Origin of the sequence: Streptomyces sp. NPDC018610 (assembly GCF_044391765.1) — a bacterium.
GTDB lineage: Bacteria > Actinomycetota > Actinomycetes > Streptomycetales > Streptomycetaceae > Streptomyces.
In genome coordinates this window covers 250927-265200 of sequence record NZ_JBISAL010000005.1, presented here as the reverse complement: position 1 = coordinate 265200, position 14274 = coordinate 250927, and the positions used below count along the sequence as shown (strand labels likewise).

13 protein-coding genes are annotated in these 14274 nt (G+C 74.4%); 7 read left to right on the top strand and 6 right to left on the bottom strand.

The annotated features are described in order from the left end of the window. Window positions 1–51: 51 nt before the first annotated feature. The gene (locus ACH5A8_RS15325; protein ID WP_399001973.1) at window positions 52–1407 is read right to left on the bottom strand and encodes a dipeptidase; all 1356 of its coding nucleotides are present in this window, start codon (window positions 1405–1407) and stop codon (window positions 52–54) included. Between the two features lie 217 nt (window positions 1408–1624). On the opposite strand from ACH5A8_RS15325, the gene ACH5A8_RS15320 reads away from it, so the two are divergent. Further along, window positions 1625–2905 (top strand): geranylgeranyl reductase family protein, encoded by a 1281-nt coding sequence (locus ACH5A8_RS15320; RefSeq protein ID WP_399001971.1) that lies wholly within the window; start codon window positions 1625–1627, stop codon window positions 2903–2905. Here ACH5A8_RS15320 and ACH5A8_RS15315 read toward each other — a convergent pair. Beyond that, complete coding sequence (locus ACH5A8_RS15315; RefSeq protein WP_399001969.1) at window positions 2895–3347, bottom strand: nitroreductase family deazaflavin-dependent oxidoreductase; 453 nt, start codon at window positions 3345–3347, stop codon at window positions 2895–2897. The genes ACH5A8_RS15320 and ACH5A8_RS15315 overlap by 11 nt on opposite strands. Before the next feature lie 149 nt (window positions 3348–3496). On the opposite strand from ACH5A8_RS15315, the gene ACH5A8_RS15310 reads away from it, so the two are divergent. The 3 genes from ACH5A8_RS15310 to ACH5A8_RS15300 all read left to right on the top strand — a co-directional run bounded on the left by ACH5A8_RS15310 (window position 3497) and on the right by ACH5A8_RS15300 (window position 6339). Then, window positions 3497–4186, top strand: a complete 690-nt coding sequence (locus ACH5A8_RS15310; protein ID WP_399001967.1) for a TetR/AcrR family transcriptional regulator — start codon at window positions 3497–3499, stop codon at window positions 4184–4186. A 129-nt stretch (window positions 4187–4315) separates the two neighbouring features. Continuing rightward, window positions 4316–5677: a sensor histidine kinase gene (locus ACH5A8_RS15305; protein WP_399001965.1), complete on the top strand. Its 1362-nt coding sequence runs from the start codon at window positions 4316–4318 to the stop codon at window positions 5675–5677. Then, window positions 5674–6339: a response regulator gene (locus ACH5A8_RS15300; RefSeq protein WP_399001963.1), complete on the top strand. Its 666-nt coding sequence runs from the start codon at window positions 5674–5676 to the stop codon at window positions 6337–6339. The genes ACH5A8_RS15305 and ACH5A8_RS15300 overlap by 4 nt, the downstream gene beginning before the upstream one ends. A gap of 28 nt (window positions 6340–6367) precedes the next feature. Here the strand turns inward: ACH5A8_RS15300 and ACH5A8_RS15295 are convergent, their stop codons facing one another. Then, window positions 6368–7123 (bottom strand): maleylpyruvate isomerase family mycothiol-dependent enzyme, encoded by a 756-nt coding sequence (locus ACH5A8_RS15295; RefSeq protein WP_399001961.1) that lies wholly within the window; start codon window positions 7121–7123, stop codon window positions 6368–6370. Window positions 7124–7358: 235 nt separating this feature from the next. Between ACH5A8_RS15295 and ACH5A8_RS15290 the strand changes: the two genes are divergently transcribed. After that, entirely contained in the window at window positions 7359–9905 is a 2547-nt protein-coding gene (locus tag ACH5A8_RS15290; RefSeq protein ID WP_399001959.1) for an ATP-dependent Clp protease ATP-binding subunit, read from the top strand. Here the strand turns inward: ACH5A8_RS15290 and ACH5A8_RS15285 are convergent. Both ACH5A8_RS15285 and ACH5A8_RS15280 read right to left on the bottom strand, forming a co-directional pair. Then, complete coding sequence (locus ACH5A8_RS15285; protein ID WP_399001957.1) at window positions 9866–11116, bottom strand: MFS transporter; 1251 nt, start codon at window positions 11114–11116, stop codon at window positions 9866–9868. The genes ACH5A8_RS15290 and ACH5A8_RS15285 overlap by 40 nt on opposite strands. A gap of 94 nt (window positions 11117–11210) precedes the next feature. Then, entirely contained in the window at window positions 11211–11783 is a 573-nt protein-coding gene (locus ACH5A8_RS15280; RefSeq protein ID WP_399001955.1) for a hypothetical protein, read from the bottom strand. Between the two features lie 186 nt (window positions 11784–11969). Between ACH5A8_RS15280 and ACH5A8_RS15275 the strand changes: the two genes are divergently transcribed. Continuing rightward, on the top strand, window positions 11970–12353 hold the full coding sequence (locus tag ACH5A8_RS15275; RefSeq protein ID WP_399001953.1) for a luciferase family protein: 384 nt from the start codon (window positions 11970–11972) through the stop codon (window positions 12351–12353). A gap of 111 nt (window positions 12354–12464) precedes the next feature. Here the strand turns inward: ACH5A8_RS15275 and ACH5A8_RS15270 are convergent, their stop codons facing one another. Next, window positions 12465–13244: a DeoR/GlpR family DNA-binding transcription regulator gene (locus ACH5A8_RS15270; protein ID WP_399001951.1), complete on the bottom strand. Its 780-nt coding sequence runs from the start codon at window positions 13242–13244 to the stop codon at window positions 12465–12467. A gap of 123 nt (window positions 13245–13367) precedes the next feature. Between ACH5A8_RS15270 and ACH5A8_RS15265 the strand changes: the two genes are divergently transcribed. Further along, window positions 13368–14249 (top strand): SIS domain-containing protein, encoded by an 882-nt coding sequence (locus tag ACH5A8_RS15265; RefSeq protein ID WP_399001949.1) that lies wholly within the window; start codon window positions 13368–13370, stop codon window positions 14247–14249. Window positions 14250–14274: the final 25 nt, after the last annotated feature.

Sequence of the window (14274 nt, the reverse complement as noted above, 5' to 3'; positions counted from 1 at the left end):
AGCCCTGTTCGGAGCGGAGTCCCGCCGCCCCGGGCCAAGCCGCCCTCCGGCTCAGCTCGCCGCGTAGTTGCGCAGGAACAGCGCCTCCGCGACCGACAGCCGCTCCAGCTCCTCGGGGGAGACGCTCTCGTTGACGGCGTGGATCTGCGCCTCGGGCTCGCTCAGGCCGATCAGCAGGATCTCGGCCCGCGGGTAGAGCGAGGCGAGGGTGTTGCACAGCGGGATGGAGCCGCCCTGGCCCGCGTACTGCATCTCCTCGCCGGGGTAGGCGACCGCCATCGCGTCGGCCATCGCCTGGTAGGCCGGGCTGGTGGTGTCGGCGCGGAAGGCCTGGCCCTGGCCGATCGGCTCGGTGCGCACCCGGGCGCCCCACGGCGTGTGCGCCTCCAGGTGGGCCTGGAGCAGCTTGGTCGCCTCGGCCGCGTCGACGCCCGGCGGCACCCGCAGGCTGATCAGCGCGCGGGCCGCGGCCTGCACCGACGGGGTGGCGCCGACGACCGGCGGGCAGTCGATGCCGAGGACGGTGACGGCCGGGCGGGCCCAGATGCGGTCGGCGACCGTGCCCGAACCGATCAGCCCGACGCCGTCGAGCACCTTGGCGTCCTTGCGGAACTGCTCCTCGTCGTACTGCAGTCCGTCCCAGGCCGCGTCGCAGGCCAGGCCGTCCACGGTCGTCGAACCGTCCTCGGCGCGCAGCGAGTCCAGGGCGCGGATCAGCGCGCCGAGGGCGTCGGGGGCGGCGCCGCCGAACTGGCCGGAGTGAAGGTTGCCCTCCAGGGTGTCGACCTGGACGCGCATCAGGGTCATGCCGCGCAGGGTGGAGGTGACGGTGGGCAGGCCGACGCGGAAGTTGCCGGCGTCGCCGATCACGATGGCGTCGGCCGTGAGCAGCTCGGGGTGCTGCTCGGCGTAGCGCTCCAGGCCACCGGTGCCCTGCTCCTCGGAACCCTCGACGATGATCTTCACGGCGACCGGTATGCCGCCGTCGGCCTTGAGGGCGCGCAGCGCGAGCAGGTGCATGATGAACCCGCCCTTGCAGTCGGCGCTGCCGCGCCCGTACCAGCGGCCGTCGCGCTCGGTCAGCTCGAACGGCGGGGTGATCCAGGCGGCCTCGTCCAGCGGCGGCTGCACGTCGTAGTGGGCGTACAGGAGGACCGTCCTGGCGCCCTCGGGGCCGGGCAGGCAGCCGTACACCGACTGGGTGCCGTCGGGGGTGTCGAGCAGGGCCAGGTCGGTGAAGCCCTCGGCGCGCAGCGCGTCGACGATCCAGGCGGCGGCGCCCTCGCTCTCGCTGCGCGGATACTGGTCGAAGTCCGCCACCGACTTGAAGGCCACCAGTTCGGCGAGTTCCGCCTTGGCCCTGGGCATCAGGGAGGCGACGGTCTCGGCGACCTGATTCGACGACATGGGCACGCTCCTTGTGGGTGCGACGTCGCACTCGTGAGCACGTGTCGGGGTACTCGCGGGCGCTGGTGTTTCTGCGGGTGATCGACTCAGCGTAGGCGCCTTTCGGCGGCCGGGGCGCCCACGCTGCCGATCCTCCCACAGAGGACCTCGCCGCCGACCGCCGTAGGATGCGTGGGACAGCAGCGGCAGCCGGCTTGATCTGGAGCGGTAGACCATCGTGAGCAGCGAAAACTCTTCGGCGGACGACGTGCGGCAGGTGTGGGACGTCGTCGTGGTGGGCGCGGGACCCGCGGGGGCCTCGGCGGCCTACGCGGCGGCGGTCGCGGGGCGGCGCGTGCTCCTGCTGGAGAAGGCGGAGCTGCCGCGCTACAAGACGTGCGGCGGCGGCATCATCGGCCCGTCCCGCGACTCGCTGCCGCCCGGCTTCGAACTCCCGCTGAAGGACCGCGTGCACGCGGTGACGTTCTCGAACAACGGGCGCTTCACCCGTACCCGCCGCTCCAAGCAGATGCTGTTCGGGCTGATCAACCGGCCCGAGTTCGACCAGCAGCTCGTCGAGCACGCGCAGAAGGCCGGCGCCGAGCTGCGCACCGGCGCCACCGTCTCCCGGGTCGAGCAGCACGGCTCGTCGGTGCCGGACCGGCGTACGGTCGCCGTGGTGCTCCAGGGCGGCGAGACGGTCCTGGCGCGGGCGGTGGTCGGCGCCGACGGCAGCGCGAGCCGCATAGGCGCCCACGTCGGCGTCAAACTGGACCAGGTGGACCTCGGCCTGGAGGCGGAGATCCCGGTGCCCCAGACCGTGGCCGAGGACTGGCGCGGGCGGGTGCTGATCGACTGGGGCCCGATGCCCGGCAGCTACGGCTGGGTCTTCCCCAAGGACGACACGCTGACGGTCGGCGTGATCTCGGCCCGCGGCGAGGGCGCCGCCACCAAGCGGTACCTGGAGGACTTCATCGCCCGCCTGGGCCTGGCCGGCTTCGAGCCGAGCGTCTCCTCCGGGCATCTGACGCGGTGCCGAGCCGAGGACTCGCCGCTGTCGCGCGGGCGGGTGCTGGTGTGCGGCGACGCGGCCGGGATGCTGGAGCCGTGGACGCGCGAGGGCATCTCGTTCGCCCTGCGGTCCGGGCGGCTCGCGGGGGAGTGGGCGGTGCGGATCGCCGAGGCCCACGACGCGGTCGACGCCCGGCGCCAGGCGCTGAATTACGCGTTCGCGATCAAGGCGGGGCTCGGCGTCGAGATGGCCGTCGGCAAGCGGATGCTCGCGGTCTTCGAGCGCCGTCCCGGCCTCTTCCACGCCGCGCTGACCGGTTTCCGCCCGGCCTGGAAGGCGTTCAGGGACATCACCCAGGGTTCGACCTCGCTGGGCGAGCTGGTCCGCAGCCACCCGATGGCCCAGCGGGCCCTGTCCGTGATGGACCGCAGGGCCGCCACGCCCGTCCCGCCCGTCGAGCGGGACGCCGAGGACGCCCAGGACGCGGAGGACTCGGTCAGTCCGTGACCGTGATGCGGAAGACCGGGTGGTCGCCGGCGGCCGCGGCGAGCTCCTCGTCGGAGGACTTGGCGGTGACCCCCTGGAAGTACTGGTTGACCTCCCAGCCCCACTTCTCCAGGTAGGTCCGCAGGACCGGGAGCTTCTCCGCGTCGGGGAGCTCCACCGCGGTGAACGCGCGCACCTTCCGGCCGACGCGCAGTTCCCCGCCGCCCGCGGCGCGCATGTTGCGCACCCACTGGGAGTGGCCGCGGGCCGAGACGAGGTACTGCCCGCCCTCGTACGTGTGCGGGTTGACCGGGATGCGCTGGAGCTTGCCGCTCTTGCGGCCGCGCACGGACATCTCCGCCGTGCCCGCGAGGCTCAGTCCGTGCCGGGCCAGCCAGCCGATCACGCCGTTCAGACGGACGTTCACAGGGCTGCCCTGGAGGTAGTACGGCGACGACGGCATGGTGACCCCCACAGATTCGGGAGAGCGGTGCTCTCGCTTCCGGGTTCCAGTGTGCACGGATCGCCGCTCCGGGGCAAGAGCAGTGCTCTCTTTTCTGTGCGGCGCTCTCTTTTGTGTGCGGTGCTCCGGAATCGTGGAACACTACTCCCATGAACACCGCCAAGGGAGCCCGCGCACGGGCCAGGACGGAGATCACCGCGGCCATCAAGGAGGCGGCGCGCGGACAGCTGGCCGCCGAGGGCGCCGCGAAACTCTCGCTGCGCGCCGTGGCCCGTGAACTCGGCATGGTCTCCTCCGCGCTGTACCGGTACTTCCCCAGCCGCGACGACCTGCTGACCGCGCTCATCATCGACGCCTACGACTCGCTCGGCGCCACCGCCGAGACCGCCCACCGCGCGGTCGCGGACGCCGGGCCCCTGGAACGCTGGACCACCGTCTGCGAGGCGGTACGCGGCTGGGCGCTCGCCCATCCGCACGAGTACGCCCTGATCTACGGCTCGCCCGTGCCCGGCTACACCGCGCCTCGGACGACCGTGCCGGCCGCGGCCCGCGTCGGCCTCCTGCTCATCGGCATCGTCCGCGACGCCCACGAGCAGGGCCGCCTGACCGGCCCCGCGCTCCCCGGCGAACTGCGCAGGGAGGCCGAGCGGATGACCGCCGACCTCGCCCCCGACCTGCCGCCCGAGATCGCGACGGCGCTCGTCGCCGCCTGGGCGCAGCTGTACGGACTCGTCGGGTTCGAGCTGTTCGGGCAGTTCAACCGGGTGGTGGAGGACCGGGAACCGTTCTTCCGGCACGCGGTGGTCCGGCTCGCGCACGGGGTGGGCCTTCCCTCCTGACCGCACCGACCGCGGCGCCGGTGCCGACCGCGCTCACCGGCCGCCCGCCGCCGTCAGGGGCCGTACTCCCCGGGGAGTACGGATGATCACCTCTCCGGGCCGACGCACGGGCGGTGCGCGGCGTCTAGCGTGGCGGTCATGGAAGAGCAGCGCGTCCGCCGGGGCGGCCCGCCGCGGCGGTGGCGGCACGGCCCGCCGTGGTGGAACCGCGCCGACGGACGCAGCGCGCCCGGCCGGCCCGCCGGGAGCGGGGGGACGCCGGGCCCACGCGCCGACAGCCCGGGCGCGCCGGGGCCGTACTCCCAGAGCCCGGACGCGTCAGGCCCGCACATCGGAGGGCGGGGCGTGCCCGGCCCGCACCGGCCCTGGCTCTCCACCGTGCTGTGCACCGCCCTCGTGCTCGCCGGCTCCCACTTCGCCGCCCGGGGCCAGCACGGCCACCGCGAGCCGCTGGACGGCTACGCGTACGCGCTGCTGCTCGTGGCCTCGGGCCTGCTGCTGTGGCGCCACCGGCACCCCGGCCTCGTGGCGTACGGCACCGCGGCGGCCACACTGGCCTACCTCGCCGCCGGATACCCCTACGGGCCGGTGTTCGCGGCCGTCGCCGTCAGCTGCTTCAGCGCCGTCGTCGCCGGACACCGCCGCGCCGCCTGGACGTCGGTCGGGCTGCTGTGGGCGGGGCACGCGCTGATCGCGCTCTGGCTGTACCGGTGGCTGCCGCCGCCCGGTGACGGCCCCTCCTCCTGGGGGCAGGAACTCGTCGTCGCCACCTGGGTGGTGGCCGTCGTCGCCGTCTCCGAACTGGCCCGGGCCCGCCGCGAGCAGTGGGCCCAGGAACGCGCCGAGCGCGCCCGGGCGGCCCGGCGGCGCGCCGACGAGGAACGGCTGCGCATCGCCCGTGAGCTGCACGACGTCCTCGCGCACAGCATCTCCGTCATCAACGTGCAGGCGGGCGCCGGCCTCGCCCTCCTGGACATCGATCCCGAACAGGCCCGTACGGCGCTCACCGCCATCAGGGCCGCCAGCAAGGAGGCGCTCGGCGAGGTGCGGCAGGTGCTCGACACGCTGCGCACCCCCGGCGACGCGCCGCGCGCCCCGGCGCCCGGCCTCGGCCGACTGCCCGAACTGGTGGAGCAGGCGGCCGGCGCCGGCCTCACCGTCGAGGTCGACGGCGACCCGCCCCGGCTGCCGCCCGGCACCGACCTCGCCGCGTTCCGCATCGTCCAGGAGGCCCTGACCAACGTCGTACGGCACTCCGGTTCGCGGCACGCGCGGGTACGCCTCGATCAGGACGGCGGCGCGCTGCGGCTGCGCGTCGACGACGACGGGCCCGCGACCGGCGCGGCAGCGGGCGGCAGCGGCAACGGACTGGCCGGGATGCGGGAGAGGGCCGCCGCGCTCGGTGGCACGATCGACGCGGGCGCGCGCCCCGACGGCGGCTGGCGGGTGCTGGCCGTACTGCCCCTGACGACCGAGGAGGACGACCGGTGATCCGTGTGCTGCTCGCCGACGACCAGTCGCTGGTCCGGGCCGGGTTCCGGGCGCTGCTCGACGCCCAGCCGGACATCGAGGTCACCGGGGAGGCCGCCGACGGCGAGGAGGCCCTGCGCCAGGTGCGCGGTCTGCGCCCGGACGTCGTGCTGATGGACATCCGCATGCCGGTGCTGGACGGCCTGGCCGCCACCCGCCGCCTCACGGACGATCCCTCCCTGGCGGACGTCAGGGTGGTCATGCTGACCACCTTCGAACTCGACGAGTACGTCTTCGAGGCGATCCGCTCGGGCGCCTCCGGCTTCCTCGTCAAGGACACCGAACCGGACGAACTGCTGCGCGCGGTACGGGCGGTGGTCGCCGGTGACGCCCTGCTGTCGCCGGGCGTCACCCGCCGGCTGATCGCCGAGTTCGCCGCCCGCTCCAAGGAGCCCGCGGCGGCCGACGCCCTCGGCCGGCTCACCGAGCGCGAACGCGAGGTCATGGCCTTGGTCGGCATCGGCCTGTCCAACGAGGAGATCGCCCGCCGCCTGGTCGTCAGCCCCCTCACCGCCAAGACCCACGTCAGCCGCACCATGGTCAAGCTCGGCGCCCGCGACCGCGCTCAACTGGTCGTCCTCGCCTACGAGTCGGGGCTCGTACGGCCGGGCTGGCTGGGCTGAGGCCCGCGCGGCGCCGACGGCCTGCGGCTCAGACGATCGCCGAGGTCTCCCGCCACAGCGCGGCGAGCGAGGCGTCGCCCGTCACGCTCGGCACCGACGCCCGGTTCCACAGCGCCAGGTACAACCGGTCCGCCGGACCGGCGAGTTCGGCGTCGGCCGCGCCGAGGGCGTCCCGCGCCGTGACCGGCGGCCCGTCCGACAGCCGTACGGTCCACACCGCCTCGTCGCCCTCGCCGGCGTCCGTGGCGCGTACCCGCAGGACGCGCGGCTCGGGAACGCGGACCCGGCTCCTGGAGCGGGCGTGGAAGCCGCGCAGCAGCTCGTCGACGCCGTCCACGGCGAAGTCGGCGTCGATCGCCGTCGGGTCGCCGCCGCGCGCCGACTCGGCGTCGAAGCGGTGGACGGCCGTCTCGTGCGCCTGCCGCCGGGTCCAGAAGGCCAGGGGCGAGGGGGGATCCTGGGGCGCGGGGTGGAACGTCCAGCACCGCACCTCGGCCGGCGCCTTCGCCAGGGTCCGCACGAGCCGGCGGTGGCTGTCCCGGTACCAGGCCACCAGTGCGGCGCCGTCGAGATCCGGCGGATCGCCCATGGGGCGGGGCGAGGTGTGGCCGTCGGCGACGAACGCGGCGGCCCACTCGTGCACCGTGCCCGTGTGCCTCAGCAGGTCGCGCACCCGCCATCCCGGGCAGGACGGCACCTCGGCGTCGGTCCCCGCCTCCTCGGCCGCCGCGGCCAGCAGCGCGCCCTCCCGGTCGAGCACGTCAAGGAACTCGGCAGTCTTCATTCCAGGAAGTGTGCCCGACGGGCACCTGTCCGGACAGGGCCGTCCCGCCCCTCGGGCGGACGAGGCGCCACCCTGCCCGCGGGGCGGGCGCGCCGGTGGCGGGGCGGGCGCCGCCGAGGGGCGCCACGGCGTTCCGGGCCGGTCCGGCACCGGGTCGGCGTACGTCGCGTTGCGCTCGTACCCCGATGGAGGTGGGCTGGTGAGGACCCCTACTTCCCACGCTCGGGCGGCGATCATGACGATGTCCCCCTTCGGCGCCTCCTTCGGCGGCCAGGACCCGTTCTCCGAGATCCTCAACCGCTTCTTCGGCATGACGCCGGCCGCCTCGCCGCCGCAGGTGCAGCGGGTGCCGATCGGGCGGCTGCTGACCGAGTCCGCGCGCGAGCTGATCAACACGGCCACCCGGCGGGCGGCCGAGGACGGCAGCTCCGACCTGGACACCGAGCACCTGCTGTGGGCGTGCACCCAGGTGGACCCCACCCGAGGACTGCTCGCCCAGGCGGGCGCCGACCCCGAACGGCTCGGGGCGGAGCTCGCCGCCGCGCTGCCCGGCGAGAGCGGCGCCCCCTCCGCCGAGCCCGGGCTCACCCCCGCCGCCAAGCGGGTCCTGCTGCGCGCCTACGAGCGCTCCCGGGCCGCCGGGGTGTCGTACATCGGGCCCGAACACGTGCTCGGCGCCCTGCTGGACGCGCCGGGCACGGCGGCGGCACGCGTACTGTCCACGCACGGCCTGGAGGCGGAGCGGCTGCGCCGGGGCACCGAGGAGGCGACGCGCGGCGAGAGCGCGCCGGGCGGCGACGAGCGGCCGAGCGACACACCGACCCTGGACCAGTACGGCCGCGACCTGACCGAGGAGGCGCGCGACGGGAAGCTGGACCCGGTGGTCGGCCGGGCCCTGGAGATCGAGCAGACCGTGGAGATCCTCTCCCGCCGCTCGAAGAACAACCCCGTCCTCATCGGCGAACCGGGCGTCGGCAAGACCGCGATCGTCGAGGGCCTGGCCCAGCGGATCGTGGCCGGGGACGTGCCGAAGACGCTGGAGGACAAGCGGGTGGTCGCCCTCGACCTGACCGGGCTGGTGGCGGGCGCCCAGTACCGGGGCCAGTTCGAGGAGCGGCTGAAGAACGTCATCGACGAGGTGAAGGCGGCCTCCGAGTCGACGATCCTGTTCCTCGACGAGATGCACACCGTCGTCGGCGCGGGCGCCACCGGCGAGGGGTCCATGGACGCGGGCAACATCCTCAAACCGGCCCTGGCCCGCGGCGAGCTGCACGTCGTCGGGGCCACCACGCTCGACGAGTACCGCCGGTACGTGGAGAAGGACGCGGCCCTGGAGCGGCGCTTCCAGCCCGTCATGGTGCCCGAGCCGAGCGTCGAGGAGACCGTGCAGATCCTGGAGGGACTGCGCGACTCCTACGAGGCCCACCACCAGGTCCGCTACAGCGACGACGCCCTCGCCGCGGCGGCCGAACTGTCCGACCGCTACGTCAGCGACCGTTTCCTGCCGGACAAGGCCATCGACCTGCTCGACCAGGCCGGCGCCCGGGTGCGGCTGCGCTCGCTGGGCCGCTCCACCGAGGTCGCCGACGGCGAGGACCGGCTCGCCGAGCTGCGCCGCGAGAAGGACCAGGCCGTGGCCGCGGAGGACTTCGAGCGGGCCAGCGAGCTGAAGGACCGCATCGCGGAGGTGGAGGACGAACTGGAGGGGCTCGCCGAGCGGCGCGAGGGCGTGCTGGAGGTGACCGTCGACGACATCGCCGACGTGCTGTCCCGGCGTACCGGCATCCCCGTCGCCCAGCTGACCGAGAGCGAGAAGGAACGGCTGCTGAAGCTGGAGGACGCCCTGCACGCCCGGGTGGTCGGGCAGGACGAGGCGGTCACCGCGATCGCGCAGGCGGTGCGCCGCAGCCGCGCCGGCATGGGTGACCCGAACCGTCCCGTCGGCTCCTTCCTCTTCCTCGGCCCGACCGGCGTCGGCAAGACCGAACTGGCCAAGGCGCTCGCGGAACTCCTGTTCGGCGACGAGAACCGCCTGGTCCGCTTCGACATGAGCGAGTTCCAGGAGAAGCACACCGTCTCCCGGCTGGTCGGCGCCCCGCCCGGCTACGTCGGCCACGAGGAGGCCGGCCAGCTCACCGAGAAGATCCGCCGCCAGCCCTACAGCGTGCTGCTGTTCGACGAGGTGGAGAAGGCCCACCCGGACGTCTTCAACGCCCTGCTCCAGGTCCTGGACGACGGACGGCTCACCGACGCGCAGGGCCGCACCGTCGACTTCCGCAACACGGTGGTCGTCATGACCTCCAACATCGGCGCGCAGCGGATCCTCGCCCACCACGGCGACGTGGCCGACATCAAGGACCGGCTGATGGAGGACCTGCGCGGCAGGTTCCTGCCCGAGTTCCTCAACCGCATCGACGACATCATCGTCTTCCACGGCCTGGGCGAGGACGAGCTGAACCAAATCGTGGACCTGCTGCTGGACAACAGCCGCCGGCGGGTGCGCGCCCAGGGCCTGGAGCTGGAGGTCACCGACGCGGCGAAGAGGCTCCTGGTCGCCCACGGCCACCAGCCCGAGTTCGGCGCCCGACCGCTGCGCCGCACCATCCAGGCCGAACTGGACAACCGCATCGCGTCCCTGCTGCTGAGCGACGAGGCCGATCCCGGCGACACCATCGTGGCCGACGTCGTGAACGACGCCCTCGTGTGCCGTGTCGAACGCCCGGTCCCGTCCGACGCGAAGGTCTACGAGGAGGGCGAGCCGGGACCGGTCCCGGCCGGCTGACCGGCGGCGGCCGGCTCGTGCGCCGACCGCCGGGTGGCCCGACCGATCCCGGCGGCGACGGCGGCGAGGACGGCGACGCTGGTCAGCGCGGCCGGCAGGGAGAACCGGTCGGCCATGAGGCCGATGGCCGGGGGCCCGAGCAGCATGCCGCCGTAGCCGAGTGTGGAGGCGACGGCTACGCCGCCGGGTCCGGCCAGGGCGCCGGCGCGTTCCACGGTGACCGGGAAGACGTTGGCGAGTCCCAGCCCGGTGACGGTGAAGCCGAGCAGCGCCGCCCACACGGACGGCGCCAGGGAGCCGAGCAGCATGCCGGCCGCCGCGGTGACGCCGCCGGCCACGATCGTCCGGGACCGGCCCAGCCGCTGGAGGAGTGTGGTCCCGGTCAGGCGCCCGGCCGTCATGGCGAGGGCGAAGCACGAGTAGCCGGCGGCCGCGGTGCCGGCCGACGCGCCCAGGTCCTGCTGGAAGTGCAGGGCGCCCCAGTCGGCCATGGCGCCCTCGCCGTAGGAGGTGCACAGGGCGATCAGGCCGAGGACGACGACGAGCCCGCGCGTGCGGCGGTCCGGGCGGCGCGGGCCCGGCTCGGCGGGCCGGCCGCGGTCGGCCGGCGCGGGCGAGGGCTGCCGCAGCAGGATGGGTCCGGCGACGGCCGTGACGAGCAGGCCGATCACGGTCAGGCCCAGCAGATGGCGGGTGGGGGACAGGGAGCCGGCCACGAGGCCGCCGAGCCCCGCGCCCACCATGCCGCCGAGGCTGAAGGCGGCGTGGAAGGTGGACATGACCGGCCGCCGCAGCGCGGCCACCAGGTCGACGGCCGCGCTGTTGAAGGCGACGTTGATACCGCCGTACGACGCGCCGAAGGCCAGCAGCACGGCGCCCAGGGTCCAGGCCGAGTGGGTGAGCGGGGGCAGGGCGACGCTGAGCGAGAGCAGGACGGCGCAGACGACGGTGACCGGGTGGCTGCCGTAGCGGCGGCACAGGCGCCCGGTGAGGGTCATCGTGACCACGGCCCCGGCCGAGACGCCGAGGAGGGCGAGGCCCAGGGCCCCGGCGGAGGCGTGGGTCTGGTGCTTGACGGCCGGGATGCGCACCACCCACCCCGCGAAGACGAAGCCGTCGAGGGCGAAGAAAGCGGTGAGGGCGACCCGGAGCCGGGTGAGGGAGGCGTCCGGCACGGCACTGTGCTGACGGACTTTGTTTATGAGCGGCACAAACTGAGGCTAGGAGCGCGCGCGGCACCCGGCAAGGGGCGGGTCCACCGCCCGGCAGGCCCGGCGTCGCCCCACGGCGGTGCGGGGGGCGGTGTCAGCCCCTCGTGCGCCCCCACGGCGTGTCCATCCGGGCCCATTCCTCGGCCCACTGGTCGAAGCGGCGGCGGTCCAGCCGGGTGCGTGCCAGCCTGGCGCCCCCGGCGACGAGGCCCGCCGTGGCCGTACCGGCCCACAGCGCGCCCAGCACGGACTGGAAGGCGGTGTCGGCGGGCGACGGGGGCGGGGCCGTCAGGGCGCCGCGCCCGTTCGTCCACACCGTGACACGGGCGCCGGGCGTCGCGGTGGCCGGGACCCTGGTCCGGTCGGTGTGCGCCGCGCCGCCCGGATCCGTCCAGCGCACGGTGCCCCACACCAGCTGCGCGCCGGTGGTCCGGGCCGTCGTCCGCTCCGGCTCCCGGGTCAGCACGGCCGACACGGCGTGGCTCTGCTGGCGGACGCGCTGCGCGCTCTGCTGCATGGCGCCCGCCGTCAGCAGCGCCGTCGCCAGCGCTCCCACCACGGCGAGCACCCAGGCGGCGAGCACGATCCACGCCTCGACGACGTCGCTGGTGCGCCGGAGCGGATTGCGCCGCCATCGCCACAGCCTCACTCCCGCACGACGTGTCACCTTCGACACCCCCTCGTGCACCGACGGGCTCCTACTGCCAGTGTGCCCCCGAAGGCGGCCGAGGGCCCCGGTGAGGGCCGGGGGAGGGCCGGGTCGTGACGTGGACCGGACGCGGGCCGGGACACGGATCGGTTAAGGCTCGCTCACGTATCGGTTGCCGTGCGGTGAGCGCGTCATGATGGAGCCATGACGCTCGCCGCGCGTGCCTTCGCCCAACTGGCCACCTGGCCCGACCTGATGGAAGCGGCTCCGAGCTGTGGCGCCGGGCAGGCGCTCAGCTCGCCGTACGGGGAGATCGCCCACTTCCACTCCGACCGCGACGTCGACCTGAACCTGACCGACCGGGCCATACGCCGGCTGGCGGGCGACCTCAGGCGCTTCGCCGCCGTCCGCGTCGTGCCGGGCTCGTCCTGGGTGACGATCCGCCTCGACGCCTCCGCCGACGTCGACCTGCTGCTGTCCCTGATGAGCGTCGCGCTCAAGGCCCACCTCGGCGGTCCCGCCGCCGACGACCGCCCGGTGCCCGCCGGCTGCAACGACGGCCGCGGGGTGGGTTTCCTGCGCACCTGAGCCGACATGATCCCCCTGCCCTTGGTCTGACGACCCGGTCCGCCCGGCCCTCGGACCGTGACGACGCGGTCCGTCCGGCCCTCGGACCGTGACGACCCGGTCCGCCGGCCCTCAGACCGTGACGACGCGGATCCCGGCCTCCTCGAACCTGCGCACCGTGTCCTGCCCCGCCGCCGAGTCCGTGACCAGGGTGTCCACCGACTCCACCGGACAGATGCGGGCGAAGGCGCGCCGGCCGAGCTTGCTGGAGTCCGCGGCGACGACCACCCGCTCGGCGCGCTCGCACAGCAGCCGGTTGATGGCCGCCTCCGCCTCGTCGTGCGCCGCCGCGCCGTGCGTGACGTCGAAGGCGACCACGCCGAGCACGGCCACGTCGAGCGTGATCTGGCTCAGCACGCCGTCCGCCAGCGGCCCGATGAGCTCGTACGACTGCGGCCGCGCCACGCCGCCGGTCAGCACGATCTTGAACTGCGGCCGCACCGCCAGCTCGTTGGCGATGTTGAGCGCGTTGGTGACCACGGTGAGGGCGGGCGAGCCGTCGGCGAGGTCGGCGCGCACCGCCAGGGCGCGGGCCACCTCCGTGGTGGTGGTGCCGCCCGTCAGGCCCACGGCCTCGCCGGGTGAGACGAGTTCGGCGACCGCTTCGGCGATCCGCTGCTTCTCGCTCGCACGCCGGGCGGTCTTGTAGCGCAGGGGCAGTTCGTAGGAGACGCCGTGCACGACCGCGCCGCCCCGGGTGCGCACGAGCATCTGCTGCTCGGCGAGCTGGTCGAAGTCCCGCCGGATCGTCGCGGCCGACACCTCGAGCCGGGCCGCGGCCTCCTCGACCTCCAGCCGGCCGCGCTCGACGAGCAGTTCCAGCAGCGCCTTCCAGCGGGCGTCGCGCGACATCGACGGCCTCCGTTCCTCGGTCCTCCGTGACCCTAACGCACCCACTGACGAGTGAAATGCTTGATTGTGCTCGAAACTCGGCGCTATCTTGCAAGAACAATCAGAAGGTCGGGAGGGTGTGCCATGAGCCATGTCGAGGACGAGCTGACCAGTCAGCCCGAGTGCTGGACCCGCGTCGCCGACGAAGCCGCCGGGCACGGCCGGGGGCTGCCCGCTCCGGGGGAGCGCGTGGCGATCGTCGGCTGCGGCACCTCGTACTTCATGGCGCAGGCCGCCGCCGCGCTGCGCGAGGGCGCGGGGCAGGGCGAGACCGACGCCTTCGCCGCATCCGAGTTCCCCGACGGCCGCGCCTACGACCGCGTCCTCGCCCTCACCCGTTCCGGCACCACCACCGAAGTGCTCGACCTGCTCGGCCGGTTGAAGGGCCGCACCCGCACCACGGCGGTCACCGCCGACCCCGGCACCCCGGTGATGGGGGCCGCCGACGACGTGGTCGTACTGGACTACGCCGACGAACGCTCCGTCGTGCAGACCCGGTTCGCCACGACCGCGCTCACCCTGCTGCGCGCCCACCTCGGCCTGCACACCGACGCCGTCGTCGACGACGCCCGCACCGCGCTGTCCCGGCCGCTGCCCGAAGGGCTCGTCGACTGCGGGCAGTTCACCTTCCTGGGCCGCGGCTGGACCGTCGGACTCGCCAACGAGGCCGGGCTGAAGATGCGCGAGGCCTCGCTGTCGTGGACCGAGGCCTACCCGGCGATGGAGTACCGGCACGGCCCCATCAGCGTCTCCACCAGCGGCACGGCGACCTGGATGCTCGGCCCGGCGCCCGACGGACTGGCCGAACAGGTCCGCGCGACGGGCGCGTCGTGGGTCGACGGCGGCCTCGACCCGCTCGCCGAACTCGTCCGCGCCCAGCGGCTCGCCGTCGCCGTCGCGGCGGCCCGCGGCCTCGACCCCGACCAGCCGCGCCACCTCACCCGCTCGGTGATCCTCACGCCCTGACGCCCCGTCACCCACTTCGCCACGG